Source organism: Actinomyces massiliensis 4401292 (assembly GCF_000269805.1).
In the GTDB taxonomy this organism is placed as follows: domain Bacteria; phylum Actinomycetota; class Actinomycetes; order Actinomycetales; family Actinomycetaceae; genus Actinomyces; species Actinomyces massiliensis.
The window spans coordinates 615,489-642,419 of the sequence record NZ_JH711481.1 but is presented as its reverse complement, the minus strand read 5'-3'; the positions used below and the strand labels follow the sequence as shown (position 1 = coordinate 642,419).

Here is a 26,931-nt window from a genome sequence, read left to right as displayed (position 1 = left end):
TGAGGCACATATGGACGGACAATCCGACGGCGATCATCCTCACGCAGCACCCTCCGCCGCGCCGCCCGGCCAGGCCTTCGCGGACAGCCCCGTCGAAGGCGGTCTCCAGCGCAATCTCAAGGCCCGGCACATCAACCTCATCGCCATCGGCGGGGCGATCGGCACGGGGCTGTTCGTCGGCACGGGCGCCTCGATCTCCGCCGCCGGACCGGGCGGCGCCATTGTGTCCTACGGGGTGATCGGTATCGCGATCTACTTCATGATGGCGGCGCTGGGAGAGATGGTCACCCACCGCCCCGTGGCCGGGGCCTTCGAGACCTACACGGGCGAGTACGTCGAGCCGGCACTGGGCTTCACCGTGGGATGGATGTACTGGTACTCGTGCGCGATGACCATCGCCGTGGAACTGGTGGCTTCCTCCATCATCATGAAGTACTGGTTCCCCGACTCCCCCTCCTTGCTGTGGAGCGTGCTGTTCCTCGGGATCATCCTGGCGCTCAACCTGTTCTCCGCCCGCATCTTCGGCGAATCCGAGTTCTGGTTCGCGGGAATCAAGGTCATCACCATCATCGTCTTCCTCATTCTGGGTGTGGCGATGATCGTGGGCATCGTCGGCGGCCACGAGGCGGGGCTGTCGAACTGGACGACTGACGCGGCGCCCTTCGTCGATGGGTGGTCGGGGACGTTCTCGGTGCTCATGGTCGCCGGGTTCTCCTTCATCGGCGTGGAGTCCGCGGCGGTGGCCGCCGGCGAGGCGGAGAACCCCCGCACGACCATGCCCCGGGCCATCAACTCCGTGTTCGTGCGGATCATGCTCTTCTACATCGGGGCGATCGCCGTCGTGGCGACCCTCGTGGTCTACACCGACCCCAGTCTTCTGAACGCCTCGGAGGACAACATCGCGGCCAGCCCCTTCACCATCATCTTCCAACGGGCGGGCCTGGCCGTGGCCGCCGCCTTCATGAACGCCGTCGTGCTGACCGCTGTGCTGTCGGCCGGCAACTCCACGCTCTACGTCGGCTCCCGCCTGCTGTACTCGATGGCGGGAGCCGGGCGCGCGCCGAGGCTCTTCACGCAGACGACGGCGCGCGGCGTGCCCGTGTGGGGCGTGCTGGCCACAGTCGCCATCTCCATGCTCGGCTTCCTGTCCTCGCTCGTGGGCGACTCGGTGGCCTACACCTGGTTCTACAACGCGACCGGCCTGACCGGCTTCATCGTGTGGGTGTGCGTGTGCCTGGCCCACCTGCGGTTCCGCGCAGCCTGGAAGGCGCAGGGGCACAGCGCCGACGAGCTGCCCTACCGGGCTCGGTTCTTCCCGGTGGGCACGTGGTTCGCACTCATCGTCTTCATCGGCGTGATCATCGGACAGGGAGTCAACCTGGCCATATCGGGCTTCACCTGGTACGGCCTACTCGTGGCCTATATCGGTCTGCCGATCACCGTGGCGCTGTGGCTCGGCTACAGGCTGATGCGCGGCTCGCGCCCGCTCCCATTGGACAAGCTCGACCTGTCCGCCACCGACGTCCACTGACACGGCCAGGGCGCGGATCGAGCCGTCCACGCCCGCCAACTCGTTCCCACAGCCAGCCGTTGACGTCGAGGGACCTGGCCCGCCCCGCGCTCCGTTGGCGCAGCCCGCCGCTCGCCACGCCCGCGTCCCTCTGCTCGTACTTACTCGTAGGCGGGCTCGACGCTGACATCGCGCGCCATGTTGGCGAAACGGGACAGGTGCCCCTGGAAGGCGACCGGGATCGTGCGGGTCTGACCATTGCGGTGCTTGGCGACGATGATGTCCGCCTCGCCGGCGCGCTCCTCGGGCTGGTAGTACTCCGGACGGTGCAGCAGCATGATGATGTCGGCGTCCTGCTCCAGCGAGCCGGACTCACGCAGGTCGGACATCTGCGGCTTGTTGCCGGTGCGCTGCTCAGGGCCGCGGTTGAGCTGGGCGACGGCCACCACTGGGATGTCGAGCTCCTTGGCCAGCAGCTTCAGGGAGCGGGAGAACTCGGAGACCTCCTGCTGGCGGGATTCCACGCGCTTGCCCGAGGTCATCAGCTGCAGGTAGTCGATGACCATGAGGCCCAGGTCGCTCTGCTGCCTGAGCCGCAGCGCCTTGGAGCGTATCTCCGGCATGGTGAGATTCGGGGAGTCATCGATGAACAGCGGCGCCTCGCTGACCGGGTTGTAGGCGCGCGCCACGTCCTCCCAGTCGCGCTCGCTCATCTGGCGCCCGCCGCGCAGCTTGTTCATATCCACCCCGGATTCGGCGGCCAGGATGCGCATCATGAGCTCCATGCGCCCCATCTCCAGGGAGAAGTAGCAGCTGGGGATGAGGGAGCCGTCAGCGCGCCGGGAGTGCAGGGAGGCCGAACGGCAGAAGTCGACGGCGAGGGTGGACTTGCCCATGGCGGGACGCGCGGCGACAATCACCATCTGCCCGGGGTGCAGGCCGCCGGTCAGCTCGTCGAGTTCGACGAAGCCCGTCGGCACACCCGTCATCTGGCCGTTCTCACGGGCCTGCCCGGCCTCGATCTCAAGGTTGGCCTCATTGAGAAGCTCGCCGACCGGGACGTAGTCCTCCTTCTCCCCCTCGGAGTGGGCCACGGAGTAGACCTCGGCCTCGGCGAGCGTGACGAGTTCGGCGATATCGCCGGCGTCAGTGGAGTAGCCGAGCTGCGCGATGCGCGTCCCCGCCTGGACGAGCCCGCGCATGAGGGCCTTCTCGCGCACGATGCGCGCATAGTAGGCGGCGTTGGCCGCCGTGGGCACAGTCGCCATGAGGGAGGCCAGGTAAGGCGCGCCGCCGATGCGCTCGAGTTCGCCGCGCTTGGCCAGCTCGTCGGCCACGATGAGCGGATCGGCCGGTTCGGAGCGGTTGTAGACCTCGATGACGGCGTCGTAGATCGACTCGTGGGCCGGCTTGTAGAACTCGGAACCGCGCAGCACCTCGATGACGTCGGTGATGGCCTCCTTGCTCAGGAGCATTCCGCCCAGCGTGGCCATCTCGGCCTCAAGGTCCTGGGGCGGGACGCGGTCGAAGGCACCGTCGTAGCGCACCGAGCCGCCGAGGCCGACGTCGTCGGATCCGGCTGTCCGGCCGGACTCGAAGCCCGGGCGGGAGTCGATGTCGGTCATACGGTCGGTCATACGCACCTTTCTGCCGTGCACCCATGGCCGGGTCCGGGTGCTGGCAGGGTGCGCGCGCGACCATAGCCGCCCTCCATAGCGCTCGCAAGCGGGTATCCACTTGCCACATGTGGACAATCTGCACGGCCTTGTGGACAACTGGTCCGCAGCTGTGGACGACGCGCCGCGTTGCTTGTGCACAGGCGTACCAGAGCTCGAAGCCCTCATCCACAGACCACGCTCAGATCGTTGCAATGGAGCGATTCTTCACGCGGAGTCACGATTCACAGCACAAATTCTGAGCGTCACGGAGAAATCTGTGGACAAGTGGGTAAACCTGTGGATGAACCTCTACCTCACCCTGAGGTTTTCGGCTTGCGTGGAGACTCGTACCGAACCTGTACTCAGCCTGGAAGAATCGTCATAACCACCGTAAATTCTGTGCGCTCAGTGAGCTCTGGGTCACCACTGGGCGCTCGGCGGCCCGGGGTGCCCCGCCCAGCACCTCTCGGCAGCCGAGCACCCGGCGGGCGGGGAGCCCCAGGACGGCTTCAGAACGGCCCCGGGAGCTCGGGACGGCCGAGAGGCTCGCACCGGCGTGAGAGACTGGCTCGGTTCAAGACTCGAAGGACTTCAGAGAACGTGACCCGCTCCGCCCGCCCGCGCCCCACTCGGCGATCCGGCCACCCAGCCGGCCGGACGACCAGCTCCACTCTCGATCGGCGGAGTCTCGATCGGCGGATCCTGTCCCTGGCCGTACCCGCTCTCGGAGCCCTGGTCGCCGAGCCCCTGTTCGTTCTTGTCGACTCCGCCATGGTCGGCCACCTGGGCGCCACGAGCCTGGCCGGCCTGTCGCTCGCATCAACGGTGCTGACGACGGTCGTGGGCCTGTTCGTCTTCCTCGCATACGCCACAACGGCGACCACGGCCCGTCTCTTCGGCGCCGGAGATCAGCACGGCGGGCTGCGCGCCGGCATCGACGGCTGCTGGTTGGCGGCGCTCCTCGGTCTGGGGGCGGCGGTAGTGCTCGCAGCGGGCGCACCATGGGTGGCCACGGCCATGGGCGCCGGCGGCGACGTCGCCGAGGCGGCATGCGACTACCTGCGCGCCTCGGCACCCGGAATCCCCGGAATGCTCGTCGTCTACGCCGCCACCGGCACGCTGCGGGGACTGCTGGACACCCGCACGCCCTTCATCGTGGCAAGCGCCGGAGCGATCCTCAACGCGGGGCTCAATGCCGTGCTCCTGTACGGCGTCGGAATGGGGATCGCCGGATCGGGACTGGGAACCGCGATCTCCCAGAGCGTCATGGCGGCAGCGCTCATGGCGCCCGTGATCCGGGCCGCCCGCAGGGCAGGTGCGGGGCTGCTCCCGGGGCGCCGCGGCCTGCGGGCATCCCTGGGTGCGGGAACGCCGCTGCTGGTGCGCACCCTGTCACTGCGAGTGGCGATCCTGGCAACGGTGTGGTCGGCGACGGCGCTCGGCGAGGTGCCGCTGGCGGCGCACCAAGTAGTCAGCTCTGTATGGAACTTCGCCGCTTTCGCGCTGGACGCGCTGGCGATCGCGGCGCAGGCGCTGGTCGGCACCGCCCTGGGGCAGGAGGACGCGAAACGGGCGGAGAGCAGGGGCGACGGCGAGGCCGAGCAGTCCGACGCCACGAGCGGGACGAGCACCGGCAGCGACTCCGATCACCGCGGTACTCGCCGCATCCACCGCATCCACGGGTCTGCGTCGCGCGGTGCGCTGGACGCGGTGCTGCACCGATGCCTGGTATGGGGCATCGCGGTGGGCGCGGTCATCGGTGTCGGCCTGGCGGCGGTGAGCCCGTGGCTGCCGCGCGTATTCACCTCGGAGAGCGCCGTCGGCGCAGCCGCGACACCGGCCCTGATCGTGGCCGCCTCGGCGATGCCCCTGGCAGGCGCCGTCTACCTGTTCGACGGGGTTCTCATGGGCGCGGGCGACGGGCGATACCTGGCGCGCACCGGAATCCTCACCCTGGTTCCCTATCTGCCCCTGGCGATCATCGTGGCCAAGGGGGCGCCCGCCCTCACCGCCTCGACAACACCCGCCATCGCCGGCACTGGGAGACTCGTATGGTTGTGGGCGGCCTTCGCCTGGGTGTTCATGGGGATGCGAGCACTGACAACCGGCCTGCGAGCCCGCAGCTCCGCCTGGCGCCGCTGAGAAACAACACCCGGTCGGAGTGGAGCGGGGCCACCGGCAGCTCGCGTCATCGTCACCACGGTGTCACAGCGGTGTCGTCACAGTGCCGCCGCGGTGCCTTCACGGCGCCCTCACAGTGCTTTCACAATGCCCCACAGCCCGCCGAGCAGAGCCGAACGCTCCGTCCGATATTCCGCTCCGCGCACGACACGTTTATCTACAAGGACACGGCTGCCCTACTCGCGCAGTATTTCGCGCAGTTCAGAATATTCTCCGCCGCGAACACGGATAACGTCTTGATATACAGTTGCCATCAGCATACGGAAGATGGAGCCGATGGATCCGAGCATAAAGAAGAACGAGAATAAGCTCAATCGCATAGCCGGAGGGGAACGCCCCGCACAGGCGGATCAGCAGATGGAGACGGTCACCGCCTCCAATGATGCCGATCAATCCTTGGCCTTCCAACGCAGCACCCCGCCCGCCATGTGGATGCAGGCCGAGCGCTTGAACAGCACCGGCACCGCCCTGCACAGGGCGGGCCGGTACGACGAGGCGCTGACCGCATTCCGGCAGGTCCTGGAACTGTACCGTCAATTGCCAGACTCGCAGCGCCAGCAGGCTGACAACCTGTTCAACGCCGGTCTGGCTCTGCGCGAGATGCGCCGATACGGCGAGGCATTGACGGTCTATCGGCAGGCGGTGGAGCTGTACCGCCACGTACCCGGAACTCAACGAGATCAAGCCGACTGCCTGCTCAACACCGGCGGCATCATGATTGATACAGACCGGTATGAGGAGGCGTGCTCGGCCTTCCACGATGCCCTGAACCTCTACCGCCAGCTGGACGGAACCCAGTACCAGCAGGGCAACTGCTTGCGCGGCATCGGCCTGTCCCTGCACGGGATGAAGCGGTACGAGGAGGCGTGCTCGGCCTTCCACGATGCCCTGAACCTCTACCGCCAGCTGGACGGAACCCAGTACCAGCAGGCCAAATGCCTGCTCAAGACCGGTCATGCCCTGCGCAACTTAGAACGCTACGAGGAGGCGATCAACGCCTACCGGCAGGCCGTGGATCTTTGCCACCAGCTGGACGGAACCCAACAGGAGCGGGCTGACACCCTGCACTACAGCATCGGCCTCACCCTGAACAGAATCGGGCAGTTCGAAGAGGCGATCAGCGCTTACCGGGAAGCGCTCGACCTCTACCGCCGGCTGGACGGAACCCAACGCGACCAGGCCCATTGCCTGTACAACACCGGCGTCGCCCTGCGCAACGCAGAACGAGCTGACGAGGCGATAGACGCCTACCGGCAAGCGCTCGACCTCTACCGCCAGATCGACGGATCTCAGCGGGACCAGGCCGATAGCCTGCGATATATCGGCATGCTTCTGCGCGACGCAGAACGACCTGAGGAGGCGGTAGACGCCTACCGACAGGCCCTGGAGCTCTACCGCGACGTGCCCGGCACGGAGAAGGATCAGGCCAACATCCTGCACTACCGCATCGGTATCACTCTCCGCAGCCTCAAGCGCTATCAAGAGGCCGTCACCGCCTACCGGGAAGCGCTCAACCTCTACCGCCAGATCAACGGAACCCAACGCGACCAGGCCCACTGCCTGTACAACACCGGCGCCGTTCTGCGCGACGCGAAGCAGTATGAGGACGCCATCACGGCCTTTCAGCAGGCCCAGGGCCTCTACCAGCACCTGGACGGCAGCACACAGGATCAGGCCGACTGCGCGCGCAGCATCGGTAACACTCTGCGCGACCTGGGGCGCCGCCAGGAGGCGGTCACCGCCTATCGAGAAGCCCTGGCCATATTCCGTCAGGAGGACGGGACCGAGAAGGACCAGGCCAATATCCTGAATTACAGAATCGGCCTCACCCTGGCCGATATGTGGCAATACGACGAAGCCCTGACGGCTTATCGACAGGCCCAGGACCTCTACAGTCGGGCGACAGGCGCTCAGCGCCAGCATGCCGACTGTCTCTACAACACTGGTATCACTCTGCGCGACCTGGGGCGCTACCAGGAGGCGATCACGGCCTACCAGCAAGCCCTGGAGCTGTTCCGCCAGGGTGGGAGCCAGAAGGATCAGGCGGATTGTCTGCGCAACACCGGTGACGCTCTGCGCGACCTGGGGCGCTACCAGGAAGCTCTCACGGCCTACCAGCAAGCCCTGGAGCTATTCCGCCAGGTGAACGGAACCCAGCGTCAGCAGGCCTACTGCCTCAACGAGGGCATCGGCAACACCCTGCACAGAATGGGACGCCCCGACGAAGCAGCCACCGCCTACCAGCAAGCCCTGAACCTCTACCGAGAGGTGAGCGGAACCCGGCGCTGGCAGGCGGATTGTCTGCGCAACACCGGTGACGCTCTGCGCGACCTGGGGCGCTACCAGGAAGCTCTCACGGCCTACCAGCAAGCTCTGGAGCTGTTCCGCCAGGTGAACGGAACCCAGCGTCAGCAGGCCTACTGCCTCAACGAGGGCATCGGCAACACCCTGCACAGAATGGGACGCCCCGACGAAGCAGCCACCGCCTACCAACAGGCTCAGAACCTCGACCCCAACTTGAACGGCACCGAGCAGTCGCCGAAAGGCTCACCCGGACCTGATATCGGCTAGTGCCACAGGGGTAAGACGCTGACGACGCTCCTTCGCCTCCGTGCGCCGCGACAAAGCGCACTAAGGTGAAGGAGCGACGTCAGCAACGCTCATGCCGAGGCCGGCCGAAAGCCGGGCTCGACATCAGGAGTCAGCGCGCGGCGACGACGTTGACCTCGAGAGGCGCGACGACGTCGGTGTGCAGACGCACCGAGGCACTGTGGCGACCCGTCGATTTGATCGGGGGGATGACCTCGATCTTACGGCGGTCGATGGCAGGGCCACCGGCCTCCTTGACTGCGTCGGCGAGCACGGCGGTCGTCACGGCGCCGAAGAGGCGGCCATTGGCGCCGGCGGAAGCGGTGACCGTGATGACGTTGTCGGCCAGCCAGGCGCGAGCGGTCTGGGCCTGGTCGAGAGAGGCGATGGCCCGCTTACGACGGGCCTCGGCCATCTGGTCGATTTGACGCTGGGCGCCCTTGGTCCACGGCGTCGCGAGCTTGCGGGGGACGAGGTAGTTGCGGGCGTAGCCGTCCTTGACCTCGACGACCTCACCGGCCTCGCCGAGGTGGGCAACGTCGTGCGTGAGAATGAGCTTGGTGGTCATGCGTTCCCCCTCCCGTCAGCGAGCCGAGCTCGAGTAGGGCAGCAGCGCCATCTCACGGGCGTTCTTCACGGCCTTGGCGATCTTGCGCTGGTCCTGAACGGAAACGCCGGTGACACGGCGAGCGCGGATCTTGCCGCGGTCGGAGATGAACTTCCGCAGCGTGGCGGTGTCCTTGTAGTCAATAGCGCCGACCTTGATGGCCTTGACGGGGCCAACCTTCTTCTTCGGCTTACGAAGCTGAGGCTTCGCCATAGTGGTACTCCTTGCTTCAAGCGCTCATGGCGCTCATACGAGATGTGTGGTGATGCGCGGCGCCGCGTGTCTGCGCGCTGCGCGATGTGGGGAGCAGGAGTCCTTGCCGCGGTCCCCCGCTCCCGAGAACGATCCTGAGTCAGACCTGAGTCAGAACGGAGGCTCGTCGCCGAAGCTGGTCGCCCCGCCCGTGGCCCACGGGTCGTCCGGGGCCCCGCCGGCCGGAGCGTTGTAGGTGGGCTGCTGGCCGCCGCCGTTGTAGCCGCCCTGGCCACCGGCATTGTTGTAGCCGCTGCCAGAACCGCCCTGGTAACCGCCGGCGCCGCCCTGGTAACCGCCGCCTCCGCCGTAGCCGCCACCACCGCGCTCATTGCGCGTGACCTGGGCACGGGCGCGGAACAGGGACGGCCCGACTTCGCAGTTCTTGAGCTCGAAAACGGTGCGCTGCTCACCGGACTGGGTCTGGTAGGAGCGCTGAGTCAGATTGCCCTGAACGATGACGCGCATGCCCTTCTTGAGGGACTCACCCGCATTCTCAGCGGCTTCGCGCCACAGCTCGCATCCTAAGAAGAGCGGGTCGCCGTCCGACCACTCGCCCGTCTGGCGATTGCGGACGCGCGGCGTCGAGGCCACCCTGAACGAGCAGACGGGGATGCCGCTACTGGTGTACCGCAACTCGGGGTCCGCGGTGAGGTTTCCAATGACGGTGATGGTCGTCTCGCCGGCCATGCTTCCCTCCGTTCCCGATCCGGTCTCAGGCCTCGGGGCGCAGGAGCTTGGTGCGCAGAACGGACTCGTTGAGGCCGAGCTGACGGTCGAGCTCCTGAGCGATCTCCGGCGCGGTGGTCATATCGACGACGACGTAGAAGCCCTCGGACTTCTTCTTGATGTCGTAGGCGAGACGACGCTTGCCCCAGATATCGATCTTGTCGACCGTGCCCCCGTTGTTGGGGACGACCTGCAGCAGCTTCTCCAGCGACGAAGCGACGGTGCGCTCGTCGGTCTCGGGGTCGAGAATGATCATGATCTCGTAATGACGCATGCTTAGTACCCACCTCCTCTGGACTCAAGCGGTCACGGCATTTCCGTGACAGGAGGGTGATGCGTGCAGCCGAGCCGGCAGTTGAATGTCCGCCGGCCAGACTGGCTCAGCACGATACCGGAGACGACGCGCCGCCCGGAAGGCGAAAACCCGTCCGGGCGGCGTGCGGTGCACCACGATGCGTGCCGCAGCTATTGCTGCTGTCCGTTGTTGTTCCTCAGTTGTTGCTCCCCTTGCCTGGGAGGATCGGGGGGGTTGTTACCCCCATTGTCCGGCGGAAGAGGATTGGGATTGGGAATGGGATTCTGAGTTTGGATCGGCGGCTGCTGAGTCGGCTGTATCGGCTGCCCCACACCCGGATCCGGCTGATCGCCATTGCCGTAGGAGGGCTCAGGCTGACCGGGCTCCTCCGAGGGCGCGACGGGCTGAGGGGCGGTCGTGGGCGCAGCGGTCGGCTGCTGGGGCTCGGGAGTGTTGTAGTCATCATCCACGGGCATCTGCGTCCCGTTGAGGGAGCCCCGCTGATAGGAGCCGGGGGTGCGGTCGGGGAAGTCCTCCACCGGCAGATCCTTCAGGGCGGTGGTCATGTAATCGGTGAAGATATCGGCCGGATACGTTGACCCGGTGATCTCCTCGTACTCGCCCCACGGGGTGATCGACTCCTCCGTGCCGTCCTCACCGGCCTGGTAGAGGGTGACCGCGGTGGCGACCTGCGGGGTGTAGCCGACGAACTGGGCGGACTTGTTGTCACTGGACGAACCGGTCTTGGCCGCTACGGGCCGATTCAGGGCGAGAGCGGTCTTCCCCGAGCCGGAGTTGACGACCTGCTGCATGGCGTAGGTGGCGTCAGCCATGACGTCCTCGTCGAAGGCCTTCTCCCCATCCGTGGAGGGCGAATAGGACACCGCTCCGGCGCCATTGGTCACCGAGGAGATGATATGTGCGTCGCGCTGCCTGCCCTGAGAGGCGAAGGTGGCATAGGAGGCGGCGATGTCCAAGGTGTGCGGGGAAGCGGATCCGAGCACGTTCTGAAGGGTCTCGTCCATACCGACGGTGTCCTCCGGATAGCCGGCGCGCTTGGCGACCTCATTGGTGGCATCGGGGCCGACATCGCGGTTGAGCTGGACATAGGCGGTGTTGACCGAGTCGGTCGTGGCCTGAATCAGGTTGATCCAGGGGAACTGTGCGTTCTGAAAATTATTGAAGGTCGAGCCCTCCACCTGCATCGGCGAATAGGCGTCATACCCATTGGACAGGGTCAGCCCGCCCTCCAGGCCGGCGATGAGCGCGAAGGGCTTATAGGTACTCCCCGCCTGGGCGACGGCCTGAGTCGAGGAGTTGACCTGGTCGGTCAGATAGTCCGGGCCTCCGTACAGGGCGAGAATTCCCCCATTCGTGGCATCGATCGACACCAGCCCCGTGCGCAGTCTGTCCGAGTGCCCCTCAGGAAGATTGTTGACGGCATCGACGGCGGCGTCCTGATCCTCCTTCTTGATCGTGGTGACGATGTTCAGGCCGCCGGTGTCGATCTGCTGGTCGGTGAACTCGCCCTCCTGCTGAAGCTCGGCGCGCACCATCTGGAGGAGATAGCCCGTGGGCCCCGCATAGGTCTCGGTGTTCTCCGAGACGATGGTCTCGGGGTAGGTGGCGGAGTCGTACTGATCCTGGGTGATGTAGCCGTCCTCGAGCATGTAGCCGAGCACGCGCTGCCATCTCTCCTTGGCCTGATCAGGGCTGATGGCAGGATCCCAGGAGCTCGGCGCGGGCAGGATGCCGGCCACCAGCGCCGCCTCGGAGACGGTCATCTCGGAGGCCGGGTGTCCGAAGAACGCGTTGGAGGCGGCGTCGACGCCGTAGGCCCCGCGGCCGAAATAAACCGTATTGAGATAAGAGCCCAGGATCTTCTTCTTATTCATCTCCCGGTCGATCTTGATGGCCATGATGGCCTGCTTGAACTTGCCGGAATATGAGGAGGTCGTATCCACGTAGTAGTTCTTGACGTACTGCTGCGTGAGGGTGGAGGCCCCCTGGCGGTCGCCGCCGCGCATATTGTTCACGAAGGCGCGGACAATGCCCTTGGGATCGACGCCGTTATTGCTGTAGAACGTACGGTCCTCACTGGCGACAACGGCATTGCCCACGTAGTCGGGCAACGTGCTCGTGTCCACAATGGTGCGGTCCACATCGGCGAACTCGCCCATCTTGGTGGTGCCGTCGTTGTAGTAGACCGTGGTCGTCTGAGCCAGGGCGAATTCACTGGGCTCGGGGACCTTGACCATCGAATAGGCCACGGCGAAGGCTCCCACCGCGGTGATGATGAGGAGAAGGAAGCTCCCCAGCACGAAACGCCATCCGGGCATCCACCGACGGATCGGCCCCTTGCCCGCGCGCGGGTAGTTGATCCAGCGACGGCGCCGCGAGTCGCCCGGCTTGCCCGCCGGCCGTCCGCCCGCCTTCCCGCCGGCCGTCCTGCCGCCGGACACAGCCGCAACCGGCTGAGCGCTTGCCGGGTCGCTGTAGCGGCCGGCGGCCTGCGCCAGCTTCATGCCCTTCGGTCGCTTGCCCTTGTTAGCGGAGTCTGCCACGCGGTCCTCATTTCTGTGCGGACGACGGCCACGTGCCGTCACGGACTGTCGTCAAGTATGGCGGCTTCGGCCGGACATGAACAGCAGGAAGAACCTGCACGACGCCCGAGCGCTGCCCATGACCCGCATCCTCGCCCCGCTCATGGGGCGGCCGGTCGGACCGCCGATGGACGACCGTCCGACCGGCCTCCTCGATGGACGGCGAGGGCCTCGAACAGCGCGATTCCGCATCAACCCGGGGCCTGCGACAACCGGCTCGGCAGCGCCGTCGGGCCCTCGACGTCTCGCCGGCGCGCCGCCCGCCGGGCGCCTGATCGGCCACCGATCGGTGACCAATCAGTGACCAACGAGACCCGCCACCTTTCCGTGGTGTACAGCACGTCACTGTGAGCCACCACGAGCCCACGAGCCACTGCGAGCCGCCGGCAGCGCTCTCAAGGGCCCTCAAGGGCTATCAAGGGCTCTCGCAAGGTCTTCACTAGGGCCTTCAGCAAGGCCTTCAAGGACTTTCAAGGGACTTCAAGGGCTTTCAAGGCACTCAAGACCCTCCGCTGAGGGCCGCTGCTGAGGAATGAGAACAGCATGTGTCGCATACCGTCGCTAGGGTCGGTGCTATGAATTCCTCCCCTGCCGCCACCACCAACGACTCAGCGAACTCAGAGAACTCAGCAATCGCGCTGCGCCTGGAGCTGCTCGGCGCGCCCGTCCCGGATCACGCCGCCCGCTCCGATTTCGACCGCGAGACCGATCGCCTCGTGGCGCCGATCCTCGCCCGTCAGCGCGAGCTGACCCGCCGCCTGGCCAACCGCCCGTGCGCCGCGGATCGGCGCATCCAGACCTTCCTGGACTCCTATCTCGACGGCGCGGCCGCCCAGCCGAAGCTGCCCGGGGAGACCTTCGTCCTGGATCAGCCGGGGCTGGCCCGCACGCTCTCCCTGCCGGTGGACGCCACCAGTTTCACCTCCGACTACGTCGAGAGCTACAAGGTGCTCTCCGGCGTCCTCCACAATCCGCGCAATGACCGCCGCACCACTGCGGGCGTCTTCCACGTCGCCGAGGGCGGCCTGCCCATCCCGGACGACAAGAAGGCCGTGCCCCGCGATGTCTTCGCCCGCATCCTCGCGGCCGCCGTCGACGCCCCCGAGGACCTGCTGACCCTGCCGTGGGCCTCCAACCAGGAGGCGCCGGCGCGCTGCTTCGTCTCCCTGCTGCTGCGGCCCGTCGTCGTTCCCGAGGTGCCCGGCTTCTCCGCCGAGCGCTCCATGGAGATCCGCTTCATCGCGCCCGGCGGGCTGGTCTCCAACCTGGACTTCGTCGAGGGCATCTTCGGCAACGGCGGGGACCCCTACCTGCCGGAGAACGACGCCTCCCTGGCTCCGGAGTCCTGGACCGGGCACACCGGCTGCGTCATCCTGGCCCCGCACCTGACCCGACTGACCAAGAAGGAGCTCGGCCTGCCCGCCTGGGAGGACGCCACCGAGCGCCAGCGCCGCGACGGCATGTGCTGGAAGGACGAGGGCGAGCTCTACAACGACGGCAAGGCCTTCAAGCTGGTGGCCCGCGACGAGCGCGGCGTCATCGTCACCGTCATCGCCGACAACTACTTCGGCTACTGCAAGAAGGAGGTCAAGACCCAGATCGGGTACTCGGCCAACCTCTTCGGCTGCGTGGAGGAGGAGCACGCCGGCGGCGCCCTGACCTTCCCCCGCTACAACCTCGGCCAGGACTACACCGACATCCACACGCCCGAGGGGCTGACCCTCGAGCACGTCCTGGAGCGCAACCCGGGGCGCTTCGAGGTGCGCGAGGACGGCTCCGCCATCGACACTGCCAACACCGCTGGCAGTGCCGACGCCGCCGACGCCGCCGTGGTGCTGGTACCCGGCGGCGCCCACTACTCGATGCGCGACCAGACGATCACCTGGACCCGCCCGGACGGTCGGACGTCCTCCATCCCGCTGCTGGCCGACCGGGTGTACATCACCCCCAACGGCTACCGGGTCCACGCCAAGCACCGTGAGGGCGACGCCACCCAGTGGCACCTGGTGGGCACCGCCCCTTGGGCCACCCAGGCCCACAAGCCGGCCACCGTCTCCGGCGGAGGCAAGTCGGAGATCTCCAAGTCGCTCCTGGACGCCTTCGTCTTCGGCGAGGCCTACGTGGGCGACGTCGAGGAGGACTTCGACACCGTCCAGAAGATCCTGGACGGTAACTACGCCGACCGCTTCGTGGACCCGGCCAACAAGAGCGACAACCACCGCTCGATCCTCTCCGAGCGCCGCTCGCTGGGGAGCGTCATCAAGCTGCTGACGCCGTCGAGCATGTACACCGATGAGTACAACGCCTTCCTGGAGTCGATCCCGGCCCACATCAAGGAGCTCATCTTCACCGTCAAGCGCTTCTACCAGCCCAGCTGGGGCAAGGACTGGCGCAGCCACTTCTCCGTGGGCATCATCAACGGCCGCAAGGGCAACTCCCTGCGACTGGACGGGGAGGTCATCAAGGTCAACATGCTGCGCGTGGGCTTCGAGGACGACGGCGCCTGGCGCCTACTGTCCCTGCGCCCCGACTTCTCCCCGGCCGCCAAGGTCCAGACCGAGGACGACATCACCGCCTCGATCGTCGCGCCCGGCGGCCTGCCGTCCACGGCGGGCTCGAGCGTCTCGCGCAAGTTCGTGGCCAACTGCGAGTCCCTGCTCTTCCAGCGTCCCGACGACGCCATCGTGCGCGGCTACGACAAGCAGACCGAGAAGGACATGTCGGCCACGGGCCTGTTCATCTCCAACTTCCAGCCGCTCACCCCCGCCGACGCCCGGGCCATGGTCGCCGACGCGCCCGGCCTGTCCCGCTTCACCGAGCCCATGCAGGAGCTCGTGCGGCGCGCGGCCGCGATCCCCGAGGCGACCGATCCGCGCGAGGAGACCTACTGGACCTCGACGGCCGACCCGCGCCTGGTGAACGGGGCTCCCACCAAGAACCCGCGCTACCTGCAGGTGCGCCCGGACACCGCCCATCCGGAGGAGGTCGCACTGGCCAACCTGTCCTCCCACCTGTACCGGGACACGCCGCTGGCCGAGCCGGTGCGCCACAGCGTCGACGTCGTCGCCGCCGGACGCCGCAACAACCCGCCCGAGCCGGGGGTACCGGCGCTGTGCGCCTACAACCCCCTGCACTACATGGAGCTGCCCGAGCTGTTCATGGAGTTCATCTCCTCCATGACCGGCAAGTCGCCCTCGACGACGGGCGCAGGCAGCGAGGGGGCGCTGACCAAGTCGCCCTTCAACGCGCTGCCGCCCATCTACGACCTCAACGCCGCGCTGCTGTCCTACGCCCTGGGGAGCTACGACGGCTGGCTGAGCTCGGCCGGCTACATCGGCCCCAAGGTCAAGGTCGCGCACGACATCTCCCTGCTCGTGCCCGAGATCTTCTCGCGCATGACCCCGCAGGAGCGCGACGCCCGCACCCTCATTGAGGCCGGTTACCTGGAGCGCCTCGAGGACTTCGACTACGAGGGGCGCCGCATTGAGGCCTCGCGCCTGGGCTACCGCATGAACGCCGCCTTCGCGACGGCGTACTTCGGGCGCATCTTCCTGCACCCCGATGTCGTGTTCACCGAGGAGATGCTGCGGCCCGAGCTGCAGGATCCGGCGGTCTTCGCCGACTCCGTGGAGGTCATCGTCGAGACCCATCAGGTCGTGGCCAAGCGCTACATCGATGACGGCTCCATCCAGTGGGCCGTGCCGCCGCTCAAAGCGCTGCTGGAGATCATGCACTCCGGGCGCTCCGAGCAGGGGTGGACCCTGTCGAGCCCGGAGTTCCGCGCCCTGTTCGAGCGCGAGAACATCCTTGCCTCCGACTGGTACGCGGCGCGCGTCGACGCCAAGGTCGAGCGCGACACCCGCCAGGCCCACCAGGCCATTGAGGACCTCACCCGCTTCTACACGGCGGAGAACAACGAGGAGGTCGCCGTGCGCCTCGACATCGAGGGGCGCCTGGCCGCGGCGCGCGCCTGGCTCAACGAGGTCACCTCGCCGGCCTACCGCACGCACCTGATCGGCACGCTCGGCCTCCAGCCCTCCCTGGCCTGAGGTGGCCTGAGGCCCCGAGGAGCCGGTGCGGCCCCATGACGACATGACGTTCAGGGGCCGCACCGGCTCGTCAACCTTCACACTGAAACCGCGTCAACTGTCACACTGAAAACCCGTCAATCTTCACACTAGAATCGCGCCAACCTTCACACTGCGGGTACTCTCGGGGCATCCACTGAGGTAAGAACAGGCATGAGCACCCACCACCGCAACGAGTATCTGAATGAGTACCTGCCCCGTATCGCAGACGGTCAGCTCACCGATGCCCTGCGCACATCTGGAGCAGTTCTGATCCAAGGGCCCAAGTGGTGCGGTAAAACCGCGACGGGGTCGCGGGCGGCGTCCAGCATCATCTACCTTCAGGACCCGGACCAGAGCACCGCCTACCTCAGGCTCGCCGATCTCAAGCCGTCAGCGCTTCTCGAGGGAACAACCCCGCGCCTCATAGACGAATGGCAGATGGCCCCCCAGCTCTGGGACGCGGTTCGCTTCGCCATCGACAGGCGTCATGCTCGCGGTCAGTTCATCCTGACCGGGTCCTCCACACCTGCTGTCGAGCCCGCCCACTCAGGGGTCGGCCGTATCACGCGCCTCGTCATGAGGACGATGTCGCTCACCGAGTCACTGGAGTCCAACCGGGCCGTCTCACTCAACGCCCTGTTCGACGGCGACTCGGATATCGCTGCGCTCTCGAACCTGACGGTCGACGCCCTCGCCCAGTCGATCTGCCGAGGCGGATGGCCTGAGGCCATACTCGAGACCGATCCCGCCGACGCCATCCAATATGCGCGGAACTACGTCAATGGCCTCATCGATTCCGATCTTTCACGCGTCGACTCAGTGAACCGTTCCAGCATGCGCATGCGAGCACTTCTTCGCTCCTACGCGCGCAACATCGCCACCCAAGCCACAGGAGCAACCCTGCGAGCGGATATGCAGGAGGATGGGCAGACACTCTCAGTCAACGCGCTTCGGCCCTACCTCGACCTGCTCTCACGCGCATTCGTCATAGAGGACCTTCCTGCCTGGAGCCCGTCATTGCGGTCGCGCACCGCCATCCGCACGAGTCCCACGCGCCACTTCACCGATCCCTCCATCGCAGCGGCCATACTGCGGCTCACCCCAGAACGACTGCTCCTGGATCCGGAGACCTTCGGCCTCCTCTTCGAGTCCCTGTGCGTACGCGATCTGCGCATCTACACCGGAGGTCTGGGCGGAAGGCTCTACCACTACCGCGATCGGCAGGGCCTTGAGGCCGATGCCGTCATCTCGCTGGACGACGGCCGGTGGGCGCCCATCGAGGTCAAGTTGGGAAGTGGTCAGATCGACGAGGCCGCCGCCAACCTGCTTCGTCTTGCCGACAGAGTGGACACCACGTCGCTGGGCGAACCCGAGTTCCTCATGGTGCTCACGGGCACTGCAACTGCATACCGCAGACAGGACGGCGTACTGGTGGTCCCGCTGGGGTGCCTCGCCCCATGACATGACTTCGCGCTAGTCCTGGACCGGCTCAGGGCTGACTTCGCGCCGGCTCCATGAGGCCTCCGGCGTCGAGGTCGACATTTTCGAACGAGATCGACGGTGACACCGTCGTCTTCGTTCGAAAATGTCAATCTCGTCTGCCTCGTCCGCCTCGATCGACCTCGACGCCGGAGGCCGGCCCAGGATCAGCGCACGATCAGCGCTGGATCAGCCCAGAATCAACACCGGATCACTGCCAGACGGCGTTGGCCGGGTCCACCCCGTGGGCGGCGGCATTGGCGTCGATGATCTCCTTGATCCAGGCGGCCAGACCCGACTCGCGCTTGTCGTAGTAGGCAGTGAAGCGCGAATTGGCAACATAACCGCGGGCGATGAGGACCTGCTTGGCGTAGGTCGTGTCGAACCACCGGTCGATGCTGGCGCGGTGGCGCTCGGCCAGGGCGTTGGCCCGCTCGCTGCCGGGGACCACGCCCTCGCGCATGGCGTTCGCCAGGTCGGTCTCGAGAGCTTCCGTCTCCTCAGCGACGCGCGCCCAGTCCTGCCGGGTCATGGCGGCCTTGCGGGCGGCCGCCTGCGCCCATTCGTCACTGTCGCCCCAGCGCTCCTCGGCCTCCTCCTGCCACGCGGGGTCCCACTCGGCGCCCAAGATCTCGGCCTGCTGCTGCGGGGTCAGGTTCTCTCCCATGCTGTTCCTCTCCATCATCGTGTCGACCGCCCGGAGCATCCGGGTCAGGTGAGCGATGCGTGCTTGGAGCAGGTCGCGCTGGCGAGCCAGATGTGCGGTGGCATCGACGTCGGGGTCGTCCAGGACCCGGGCCACCTCGGCCAACGGCATCCCGGTCTCCCGGTAGACGAGAACTCGGTGGATCCGGGCGACGTCGTCGGGCCCGTAGAGCCGGTAGCCGGCCCACGAGCGCGCCGAGGGCACCACCAGACCGATCTCGTCCCAGTGGTGCAGGGTGCGCACGCTGACCCCGACGAGCCCGGCGACCTGCCCGACCGTCAACTCACCGGAATCCTCGCTCCGGCGCGGCGCGGTGTTCGCGGTTTCCATGAGCACAGCATCTCTCACGAACTCGAGCCTGGGCCCTCACGCAGCGCGAGGGTCAAGGCGATCACGGCCGGCCCGGCCAAGAGCTCTCACGCGCCCCGCACCAACTCGTCGGCTCCTGTCCATCCGTCTCCGGCGCATTCCGGCGCGCATCATGCGCCATCGCCCGGACGATCGCGCGCTCACAGGAACTTGTCAGCAGACATGGGGGTGAGCTTCCAGGCGAGGCGGGTTACATGGGCGCAGCCGCCGGACGGAGCGGGCCGCGAGGGTTGGGGAACCCGATGACCGGATCGCTGCCGAGACGGAGTCGGGTCTTAGGGAGCCCGGCCCGGTCGCTCTGGCGAAGAAGGAGTGCTCCTCCGGGGATGGGAACCCGGACGATGAGCCCCTTGATGACGGAGGCCCGCGGGCCGGGGGAGCCCGGCCCGCGGGCCGCAGTCACACCACTGCTTTCCGCAGATCTCCGCTGATCTCCACTGATGTCCGTCGAGATCAGTTCACATTCACTGGTTCGTCGCTACGCAGCCTCCTCTGCTTCATCCGTCCCGTCCGCGGGCACGGGCACCAGTCGCTCCTCGACCCCGCGCACGCGCATGACCGCCCAGTAGCACAGCGACCCGAGCGGAGCCGCGATGAACCAGGAGAACGGAGCCAGCGTCTGGAACAGCGGCAGCGGGATCAGTGCGATGCACAGGGCGATGATCGCCGCCGGAATGAAGGCAATGAGCGCATTCATATTGATTCCGCGCTGGTAGTAGTACCGCCCCTCGCGCGCCGGGGAGTACAGGTCGCGCAGGTCGATGCGCGCGCGCTTGAAGTAGAAGTAGTCGATGACGAGAATCCCGAAGAAGGGTCCGAGGAGCGCCCCCAGTGAGCCCAGGAAATAGGTGATGGCCGTCGGGCTGCCGTAGAGGTTCCACGGCGTAACGACAATGGAGGCGATGACGGCGACGATCCCGCCCACGCGGAAGGAGACCCGCTTGGGATTGACATTGGACAGGTCGAACGCCGCGGAGACGAAGTTGGCGACGATGTTCACCCCGATCGTGGCCACAATGAATCCGATGCTCACCGCGTAGAAGACGATGTCGTTGTCGACCAGGGCCAGCAATTCGCCCGGATCGTGGATGGCGACGCCGTAGACCTCGATCGCCGCGGCCGAGCAGAGGACCGACGTCATGGCGAAGGCGGTCCAGTTCAGCGGCAGGCCGAGCAGGTTGCCCATGACCATGGAGCGCGAGCTCGGCGCGTAGCGGGCGAAGTCGGAGAAGTTGAGCATGAGGGTCGCCAGTGTGCCGACCGTCAGGCCCACGGTGACCAGCACCTGGTGAACCTGCGTCCCCATGGGCGGCACCACGCCGTCGGCGTTGACCGTCCAGTGGAACTGCCAGCCCGCCTGGGAGAGCATCCACAGGCCCAGGCCGATCATGATGACCCAGATGGTCGGGCCGGCGGCTCCCTGGAAGTGCCGGACCGCCTCCATTCCGCGCCACACGATGATCAGCTGAATGGCCGACAGGATCAGGAACGCCAGCCAGCCGGAGAGTCGGAGCCCGACGAACGAGGCGTCCCACGTCTGCATGGCCGGGAACACTCGCATCATGAGCAGTTCCAGGGAGATGGAGGCCAGGTAGGTCTGAATGCCGTACCAGGCGATGGCGACGATCCCCCTGACGATCGCCGGGAAGTTCGCGCCCCACACGCCCCACGTCACCCTGCTGATGACCGGGTACGGAGCGCCGGTCTCATATCCCATCTGCCCAGATACGCAACACGCCGCGAAGATGATCACCGTGGCGACGAGCACGCCGATGACGATCGCGAGCGGCGTCATGCCCATGAGCGTCCCCGTACCGATGAACAGGGCGGCCGCGAAGGTGTAGTTCGAGGCGTTGTGCGCGTCGTTCATCCACAGGGAGAACAGCGAGTAGCTGTTCCAGCTGCGGTCGTCCGCACGCGCCGGGGCCAGGTCGTCGTTGAAAAGACGTCCCTCGGTGTCGCCACGGCGCAATTCGTCGTGGTCGACGTCCAGTGCTTTCATAGCTTTATCTCCTCACACCATTGTCAGGTAGCGCGGGCCTTGCGGAAGGCGCGATCCACCGCCGTCGCAGCAGTCGGCTGTCGTCACCGGCCCGTACCGTGACGACGCGGGGCGCCCCTTATCCGGGGCGCGCGATCGGCGAGGGCGGACCTCACCGGCAGTCGGCGGGCGTCCCCGCCCCGGCGGCCCTCACCGGTGGGCAATCGGTGAAGGCCGCCGGTACCACCCGGTCCCGCTGATGGGTCCTCGTATCAGCGGGACCGGGGGGCGTATGGCCCTGTCGAGCGACGTTGAGCGATTGAGCGACGTCGAGCCGGCTTGCCGGCAGCAGCGGCGCTCGTCCTGCTCAAGCGGGGAGCCCGACCGCCGTCGGAGCATCGGCGGCGGGATCTTCAGCGATCTCCTCGAACTCGGTGACGGCGTCGATCGCACCGCCCATGGAGATGTTGGTGACGCGCTCGAGGACGGCCTCGACGACGACCGGCACGCGGTCGCGCTCGGCGAGCTCGCGCGCCCGCGCCAACGCATCTCCGAGCTCCTCGGGAGTGCGCACGCGGATGGCATGGCACCCCAGGCCCTTGACGACGCTGACGTGGTCCACGCCGTAGCCGTCGGTCTCAGGAGCATTGATGTTCTCGAAGGAGAGCTGGACCTGGTAGTCCATGTCGAAGTTCCTCTGGGACTGGCGGATCAGTCCCAGGTAGGCGTTGTTGACGACGACGTGGACGTAGGGGACTCGGAAGTGCGCGGCCACCGCCAGCTCCTCGATGAGGAACTGGAAGTCGTAGTCCCCCGAGAGCGCCACCACAGGAGTGTCCGGATCGGCCACGCACGCGCCGATCGCGGCGGGGATGGTCCACCCGAGCGGACCGGCCTGCCCCGCATTGACCCAGTGTCGCGGCTGGAAGACGTGCAGCATCTGCGCCGCCGCGATCTGCGACAGGCCGATGGTGGTGACGTAGCGGGTCTCCGGCCCGAAGGCCCGGCACATCTCCTCGTAGACGCGCTGGGGCTTGAGCGGCACGTTGTCGAAGTGGGTCTTGCGCAGCAGGGTGCCCTTGCGCTCGTTGCACGCCTCGACCCAGGAGCCGTACCTCTCCAGGGGGCCGGAGTAGCGCTCCTCGGCGGCCTCCAGCAGCACTCGCAGTGCGGCGCCGGCGTCGGAGACGGAGCCCAGGTCGGGGGCGAAGACGCGTCCGATCTGAGTGGGCTCGATATCGACGTGGACGAACCGGCGTCCCTTGCGGTACACGTCCAGGTTCCCGGTGTGACGGGCGGCCCAGCGGTTGCCGATGCCGATGACCAGATCCGACTCGAGGAAGGTGGCATTGGCGTAGCGCTGCGAGGTCTGGATGCCGACCATGCCCTGGGCGAGCCGGTGGTCGTCGGGGATGGAGCCCCAGCCCATGAGGGTGGAGATGACCGGCACATCCAGGTACTCGGCCAGAGCGACGAGGTCCCCGGCGGCGTCGGCGTTGATGACGCCGCCGCCGGCGATGAGCAGCGGGTGCTCGGCGGCGTCCAGCATGTCCAGGATGCGCTCGGCCTGGGTGCGGGACATCGTGGGGACCGCGACGGGAAGCGGCTCGTAGCAGTCGATGTCGAAATCGATCTGGGCGACCTGGACGTCGAAGGGCAGGTCGATGAGGACCGGGCCGCGGCGTCCGGAGCGCATGAGCTGGAAGGCCTTGGCGAAGGTGCCGGGGATCTGGGCGGGCTCGAGGACGGTCTCGGCCATCTTCGTCACGGGAGCGGCTACGGAGGCGATGTCGACGCCCTGGAACTCCTCCTTGTTCAGCATCGGCACGGTCGCCTGGCCGGTGATGCACAGGATCGGGATGGAGTCCGCCCAGGCGGAGTACAGGCCGGTGACCATGTCGGTCCCGCCAGGGCCCGAGGTGCCCAGGCACACGCCGATGTTCCCGGCACCGGTGCGGCTGTAGCCCTCCGCCATATGGGAGGCGCCCTCGACGTGCCGCGCGAGCACGTGCTTGATGCCTCCGTGGTTCTTCATCGCGGAGTACAGGGGGTTGATGGCGGCGCCCGGGACGCCGAAGGCCTGGGTGGCGCCCTCTTTCTCCAGAATGAGGACGATGGCGTCTACTGCTCTCATGACTGTCATGGTTCTTTGCTCCAATCGGTGGGGTGTGTGCCGCTGAGCAGCTCCGCGACGCGGACCACGGCGGAGTGGTCCTGCTCGTTCAGGCCGTTAGCGATGGCGACGGCGAATACTTCGTTGACCCGATCCGCCACGGGCAGGACGCATCCGGCGTCCTGGGCGGCGGCCCGGACGATGGCCATGTCCTTGGCGTGGAGTCGCGTGGTGAAGGTCGGCGAGAACTCGCGGTCGATGACCTTGGCGCCCTTGGCCTCCAGGATCCGCGATCCGGCCAGGCCACCGGCGAGCGCCTCAAGGGCGACGGCGGGGTCCACCCCCGAGCGCTCCAGGAGCAGGACGGCCTCGCCCAGGGCGGTCAGGGTGGAGCCGACCAGCAGCTGGTTGGCCGCCTTGGCGACCTGCCCGGAGCCGAGCGGACCGACATGCGTGATCGAGGCGCCCATGGCCTCCAGCACCGGCCGGGCCCGCTCCAGGTCGGCCTCCCGGCCCCCGACCATGATCGACAGCGTCCCCGCCTCGGCCCCGGTCACGCCGCCGGAGACGGGGGCGTCGATGAAGTCGATCCCCAGCTCGGCGCACCGTGCCCCGACGGCCCGGGCGTCCTGCGGCGAGGTGGTGCTCATGTCGATCATGAGCGCGCCGGAGGGCACGTGCTGCGCCACTCCGTCGGGCCGATCGATCAGGTCCCGAACGACGCCGCCGTCGGGCAGGACGGTGATGACGACGTCGGCGCCCTCCAGGACCTCCGCCCAGGAGGCGCCGACCACTCCGCCGGCCTGCGCGAATCGGGCTGTTCTGCCCGCGTCGCCGGACCTGCTGGTGACCCGATGACCGGCGGCCAGGAGGTTCAGGGCCATGGGCAGGCCCATCGCACCGAGCCCGACCAGTGCGATCTCGCGGCTGTGCGCCTCGCGGTTCTCGCGTTCCGCAACGCTCATATCAGCTCCTTCCGCAGCCCTATCGCGCGCCCGCCCGCAGGGTCACAGCGTCCGCCAGGCCTCTCGCAGTACGCGCTTGGCGTCCGCGATGACCGCGCGGCTGCGCTGGCCGCCCAGCGGCTGCACCTCGAAGGCCACGATGTTGCGCTCGGGGGCGTCGGGGCGCAGGTAGCCGATGTCCAGCAGGCACCGCAGGAACTCGCGCACCTGGGGGACGTTGTTCTCGCCCTCGGGGTGGCCGAAGTACGGGTGGAGGTCGCCGTAGTCGGGGTGACTCGGGTCGCCGATGACGCAGTTGCCGATGTGGGCGTGGTTGATGAACTCCTTGGTCACGCTCAGCGCCTGGCGCGAGTTCTCGCCCTGCATCGGCAGGTGGGACAGGTCGACCATGAGCCCGAAGTTCGGAATGGCCTTGCGCACCTCGTAGGCGAGCTCGCACGCCAGACGGTTGGTGCCGATGAAGGCCTTCTTGTCGGTGGAGTCGTCGAAGGTCTCCAGGGACAGGACGAGGTCCCCCTTGGAGCGGGCGTAGCGGCCGAGCTGGACGATCGAGTCGGCCAGGAGCTCAAGAGCCTGATCCCGCTGGTCCGCAGGCGGCTTGGGACCGGAGAGGAAGCCGAACTTGCCCGCGCCCAGCTCGTAGGCCTGGTCGATGCCGCCCTTGAGGATGTCGATGGCATGCGCGCGCTCCTCCTCATCGGGCGAATTGAGGTTGAGCTTTCCCTTGAGGATGTAGGGCTGGCCGCCGAAGCCGACGGTGGCGCCGGCAGTGGTCAGGATGTCGGCCACGCGCCGGCGCTCGGCGTCGTCGTTGATGCGGGTGACCTCAATGGCGTCGAAGAAGTCGTCCTCGACGATCTCGGCGATCGAGTCCGCGACCGGCTCCTCCCCGCTCAGGGCGAAGGGGTAGGCCATGAAATGGACGATCCCGACCTTCATGTAGTCGTGCAGTGAGTCTTTCATGCTGTCTCTCCTGATAGTCGTACGCCTGATGAATTGCGAGTGATGGGCACGAGCAGCGGTTTGCCCGGGCGATGCCGAACGGTCAGCTGCGACGCTCCACAGCGGCGCGGGCCGCCTGAGCGATGTTGGCGGCGCGCAGACCGAAGTAGTCGAAGAGCTCGTCCATGGTTCCGGACAGTCCGAAGGTGTCCTTGGTGCCGACCCGCTCCAGGGGGGCGGGCAGGTGCTCGCTCAGGACCTCCGCGACGGCCGAGCCCAGGCCGCCCACCACGGAATGCTCCTCGGCGGTGACGGCGCAGCCGGTCTTGGTCACCGAGGCGATGACCGCCTCGGCGTCCAGGGGCTTGATGGTGTGCAGGTGGAGGACCTCCGCCTTGATGCCCTCGGCTGCCAGCAGGTCGGCCGCGCCGAGCGTCTCGGAGGCCATGGAGCCCGTCGTGAGCAGGGTGACGTCGTCGCCCTCGCGCAGCTGGACCGCCTTGCCGATCTCGAAGGGCGTGTCCTCATCGGTGACAACGGGGACGGGCAGCTTGCCGACGCGCAGGTACACGGGCCCGTCCAGGGCGTGGACGGCGTGAACGGCCTTGCGCATCTCGACGGCGTCGCACGGCACGATGACGGTCATCTCGGGCAGGGCGCGCATGATGGCGACGTCCTCCAGCGGCAGGTGGGTCGCACCCTCCTGAGCGGCGGTGGTGCCGGCGTTGTGCCCGACGATCTTGGCGTTGCGCCCGGAGTAGGCCACCGAGACGCGCACCTGATCGAAGCCGCGGCCGGTCAGGAAGTTGCCGTAGGCGTTGGCGAAGGGCACCTTCCCCATGGCGGCCATGCCAGCCGCGGTACCCACGATGTCGCACTCGGCGATGCCGAGGTTGAAGAACCGGTCCGGGAACTTCTCCTGGAAGCGGGTGGTGTAGTTGGCCTTGGCGCAGTCGCCGTCGAGCACGAAGACGTCGTCGTGCTCGGCGCCGATCTCCACCAGCCCCTCGGCGTAGCCGTCGCGGGGCTCTCGGGACTCGAGATGCTGGGTCATCGCAGTTCCTCCAGAGCAGTGGTGAGCTCCTCGTCCGTGGGGGCGAGCCCGTGGTACTTGGCGGTGTTCTCCATGAAGGACACGCCCTTGCCCTTGACGGTGCGGGAGATGATCGTGGTGGGGACGCCCTTGGTGCGGGCGGCCTCGGTGAGCGCGTCGTCCACGGCGCGCAGGTCGTGTCCGTCGATGTCGATGACGTTCCAGCCGAAGGCGCGCCACTTGGCCGGCAGGTCCCCCAGCGACTTGACGGACTCGACGGTTCCGTCGAGCTGGATGCCGTTGACGTCGACGATGGCGCAGACGTTGTCGAGGCCCTGGGCGGCCGCCGTCATGGCCGCCTCCCAGATCTGGCCCTCCTGGCTCTCGCCGTCGCCGATCATGACGTAGTAGCGCGAGTCCAGGCCCTCGTAGCGGGCCGCGAGCGCGGCCCCGTTGGCCACCGACAGGCCCTGGCCCAGCGATCCGGACGAGGAGTCGACCCCGGGCAGGTGGGTGTTGGACGGGTGGCCCTGGAGCCGGGTGCCCAGGGCCCTGAAGGTGAGTAGCTCCTCGCGGGGGAAGTAGCCGCGCGCGGCCATGACCGCGTAGTAGGCGGGGGTGCAGTGCCCCTTGGACAGGAAGAACATGTCGCGCTCGTGCCACAGCGGTTCCTGGGGACGCACGCGCATGTGCCGAAGGTAGAGGACGACGAGCGCGTCAATGGCCGAGAGCGAGCCTCCCGGGTGACCGCTGCCGGCCTTGTGGGTCATCCGGACGATGTCGCGCCGGCACTGACGCGCAACGTCCTTGAGCTCGGTGAGCTCCTGGTCATTGAGCATGGTTTCCTCC

General features: G+C 67.2%; 18 protein-coding genes. 5 read left to right on the top strand and 13 right to left on the bottom strand.

Annotated features, from left to right (window positions below; all coding sequences use genetic code 11):
- Positions 1-10 precede the first annotated feature (10 nt).
- Positions 11-1,531, top strand: a complete 1,521-nt coding sequence (locus W5W_RS0102730; RefSeq protein WP_017194244.1) for an amino acid permease — start codon at positions 11-13, stop codon at positions 1,529-1,531.
- A gap of 140 nt (positions 1,532-1,671) precedes the next feature.
- Here the strand turns inward: W5W_RS0102730 and dnaB are convergent, their stop codons facing one another.
- Positions 1,672-3,135 (bottom strand): replicative DNA helicase, encoded by a 1,464-nt coding sequence (gene dnaB / locus W5W_RS0102725; RefSeq protein WP_008730753.1) that lies wholly within the window; start codon positions 3,133-3,135, stop codon positions 1,672-1,674.
- 633 nt (positions 3,136-3,768) lie between these two features.
- Between dnaB and W5W_RS0102720 the strand changes: the two genes are divergently transcribed.
- Together W5W_RS0102720 and W5W_RS0102715 are read left to right on the top strand one after the other, a co-directional pair.
- Complete coding sequence (locus W5W_RS0102720) at positions 3,769-5,310, top strand: MATE family efflux transporter (protein ID WP_017194243.1); 1,542 nt, start codon at positions 3,769-3,771, stop codon at positions 5,308-5,310.
- 315 nt (positions 5,311-5,625) lie between these two features.
- Complete coding sequence (locus W5W_RS0102715; RefSeq protein ID WP_154650224.1) at positions 5,626-7,920, top strand: tetratricopeptide repeat protein; 2,295 nt, start codon at positions 5,626-5,628, stop codon at positions 7,918-7,920.
- 130 nt (positions 7,921-8,050) lie between these two features.
- Here W5W_RS0102715 and rplI read toward each other — a convergent pair whose 3' ends face one another.
- From rplI to W5W_RS0102690, 5 genes are all read right to left on the bottom strand, one after another.
- Positions 8,051-8,506: a 50S ribosomal protein L9 gene (gene rplI, locus W5W_RS0102710; protein ID WP_008730740.1), complete on the bottom strand. Its 456-nt coding sequence runs from the start codon at positions 8,504-8,506 to the stop codon at positions 8,051-8,053.
- Between the two features lie 15 nt (positions 8,507-8,521).
- Positions 8,522-8,758: a 30S ribosomal protein S18 gene (gene rpsR / locus W5W_RS0102705; RefSeq protein WP_008730795.1), complete on the bottom strand. Its 237-nt coding sequence runs from the start codon at positions 8,756-8,758 to the stop codon at positions 8,522-8,524.
- A 150-nt stretch (positions 8,759-8,908) separates the two neighbouring features.
- A complete protein-coding gene (locus tag W5W_RS0102700) occupies positions 8,909-9,487 on the bottom strand; it encodes a single-stranded DNA-binding protein (RefSeq protein ID WP_017194241.1) in 579 nt (192 codons plus the stop codon).
- A 25-nt stretch (positions 9,488-9,512) separates the two neighbouring features.
- Positions 9,513-9,800 (bottom strand): 30S ribosomal protein S6, encoded by a 288-nt coding sequence (gene rpsF / locus W5W_RS0102695; RefSeq protein ID WP_017194240.1) that lies wholly within the window; start codon positions 9,798-9,800, stop codon positions 9,513-9,515.
- A 191-nt stretch (positions 9,801-9,991) separates the two neighbouring features.
- Positions 9,992-12,385 carry a transglycosylase domain-containing protein gene (locus W5W_RS0102690; RefSeq protein WP_017194239.1) on the bottom strand — a complete coding sequence of 798 codons (2,394 nt, stop codon included), beginning with the start codon at positions 12,383-12,385 and terminating at the stop codon, positions 9,992-9,994.
- Between the two features lie 614 nt (positions 12,386-12,999).
- Between W5W_RS0102690 and W5W_RS0102685 the strand changes: the two genes are divergently transcribed.
- Positions 13,000-16,473 carry a PPi-type phosphoenolpyruvate carboxykinase family protein gene (locus W5W_RS0102685; protein ID WP_017194238.1) on the top strand — a complete coding sequence of 1,158 codons (3,474 nt, stop codon included), beginning with the start codon at positions 13,000-13,002 and terminating at the stop codon, positions 16,471-16,473.
- A 192-nt stretch (positions 16,474-16,665) separates the two neighbouring features.
- Positions 16,666-17,955, top strand: a complete 1,290-nt coding sequence (locus W5W_RS0102680; protein WP_017194237.1) for an ATP-binding protein — start codon at positions 16,666-16,668, stop codon at positions 17,953-17,955.
- Positions 17,956-18,184: 229 nt separating this feature from the next.
- Here the strand turns inward: W5W_RS0102680 and W5W_RS0102675 are convergent, their stop codons facing one another.
- The 7 genes from W5W_RS0102675 to W5W_RS0102645 form a co-directional block, all read right to left on the bottom strand.
- Positions 18,185-19,015 carry a MerR family transcriptional regulator gene (locus W5W_RS0102675; RefSeq protein ID WP_017194236.1) on the bottom strand — a complete coding sequence of 277 codons (831 nt, stop codon included), beginning with the start codon at positions 19,013-19,015 and terminating at the stop codon, positions 18,185-18,187.
- A gap of 511 nt (positions 19,016-19,526) precedes the next feature.
- On the bottom strand, positions 19,527-21,050 hold the full coding sequence (locus W5W_RS0102670; protein WP_017194235.1) for an NCS1 family nucleobase:cation symporter-1: 1,524 nt from the start codon (positions 21,048-21,050) through the stop codon (positions 19,527-19,529).
- 346 nt (positions 21,051-21,396) lie between these two features.
- Entirely contained in the window at positions 21,397-23,172 is a 1,776-nt protein-coding gene (gene gcl, locus W5W_RS0102665; RefSeq protein WP_008730714.1) for a glyoxylate carboligase, read from the bottom strand.
- The gene (locus tag W5W_RS0102660) at positions 23,169-24,107 is read right to left on the bottom strand and encodes an NAD(P)-dependent oxidoreductase (RefSeq protein ID WP_008730697.1); all 939 of its coding nucleotides are present in this window, start codon (positions 24,105-24,107) and stop codon (positions 23,169-23,171) included. Before W5W_RS0102660 ends, gcl begins: the two co-directional genes overlap by 4 nt.
- 42 nt (positions 24,108-24,149) lie before the next feature.
- Positions 24,150-25,070 carry a sugar phosphate isomerase/epimerase family protein gene (locus tag W5W_RS0102655; protein ID WP_017194234.1) on the bottom strand — a complete coding sequence of 307 codons (921 nt, stop codon included), beginning with the start codon at positions 25,068-25,070 and terminating at the stop codon, positions 24,150-24,152.
- Positions 25,071-25,152: 82 nt separating this feature from the next.
- Positions 25,153-26,103: a transketolase family protein gene (locus W5W_RS0102650; RefSeq protein ID WP_017194233.1), complete on the bottom strand. Its 951-nt coding sequence runs from the start codon at positions 26,101-26,103 to the stop codon at positions 25,153-25,155.
- On the bottom strand, positions 26,100-26,921 hold the full coding sequence (locus W5W_RS0102645; RefSeq protein WP_008730705.1) for a transketolase: 822 nt from the start codon (positions 26,919-26,921) through the stop codon (positions 26,100-26,102). The genes W5W_RS0102650 and W5W_RS0102645 overlap by 4 nt, the downstream gene beginning before the upstream one ends.
- Positions 26,922-26,931 lie beyond the last annotated feature (10 nt).

Excerpts from the sequence above, each read along its gene's own strand:
- dnaB (WP_008730753.1), bottom strand. The coding sequence starts at position 3,135 with ATGACCGACATCGACTCCCGCCCGGGCTTCGAGTCCGGCCGGACAGCC.
- W5W_RS0102685 (WP_017194238.1), top strand. The coding sequence starts at position 13,000 with ATGAATTCCTCCCCTGCCGCCACCACCAACGACTCAGCGAACTCAGAG.
- W5W_RS0102715 (WP_154650224.1), top strand. The coding sequence starts at position 5,626 with ATGGATCCGAGCATAAAGAAGAACGAGAATAAGCTCAATCGCATAGCC.
- W5W_RS0102645 (WP_008730705.1), bottom strand. The coding sequence starts at position 26,921 with ATGCTCAATGACCAGGAGCTCACCGAGCTCAAGGACGTTGCGCGTCAG.
- rplI (WP_008730740.1), bottom strand. The coding sequence starts at position 8,506 with ATGACCACCAAGCTCATTCTCACGCACGACGTTGCCCACCTCGGCGAG.
- gcl (WP_008730714.1), bottom strand. The coding sequence starts at position 23,172 with ATGACAGTCATGAGAGCAGTAGACGCCATCGTCCTCATTCTGGAGAAA.
- W5W_RS0102660 (WP_008730697.1), bottom strand. The coding sequence starts at position 24,107 with ATGAGCGTTGCGGAACGCGAGAACCGCGAGGCGCACAGCCGCGAGATC.
- rpsR (WP_008730795.1), bottom strand. The coding sequence starts at position 8,758 with ATGGCGAAGCCTCAGCTTCGTAAGCCGAAGAAGAAGGTTGGCCCCGTC.
- W5W_RS0102650 (WP_017194233.1), bottom strand. The coding sequence starts at position 26,103 with ATGACCCAGCATCTCGAGTCCCGAGAGCCCCGCGACGGCTACGCCGAG.
- W5W_RS0102655 (WP_017194234.1), bottom strand. The coding sequence starts at position 25,070 with ATGAAAGACTCACTGCACGACTACATGAAGGTCGGGATCGTCCATTTC.
- W5W_RS0102730 (WP_017194244.1), top strand. The coding sequence starts at position 11 with ATGGACGGACAATCCGACGGCGATCATCCTCACGCAGCACCCTCCGCC.
- rpsF (WP_017194240.1), bottom strand. The coding sequence starts at position 9,800 with ATGCGTCATTACGAGATCATGATCATTCTCGACCCCGAGACCGACGAG.
- W5W_RS0102670 (WP_017194235.1), bottom strand. The coding sequence starts at position 21,050 with ATGAAAGCACTGGACGTCGACCACGACGAATTGCGCCGTGGCGACACC.
- W5W_RS0102700 (WP_017194241.1), bottom strand. The coding sequence starts at position 9,487 with ATGGCCGGCGAGACGACCATCACCGTCATTGGAAACCTCACCGCGGAC.
- W5W_RS0102680 (WP_017194237.1), top strand. The coding sequence starts at position 16,666 with ATGAGCACCCACCACCGCAACGAGTATCTGAATGAGTACCTGCCCCGT.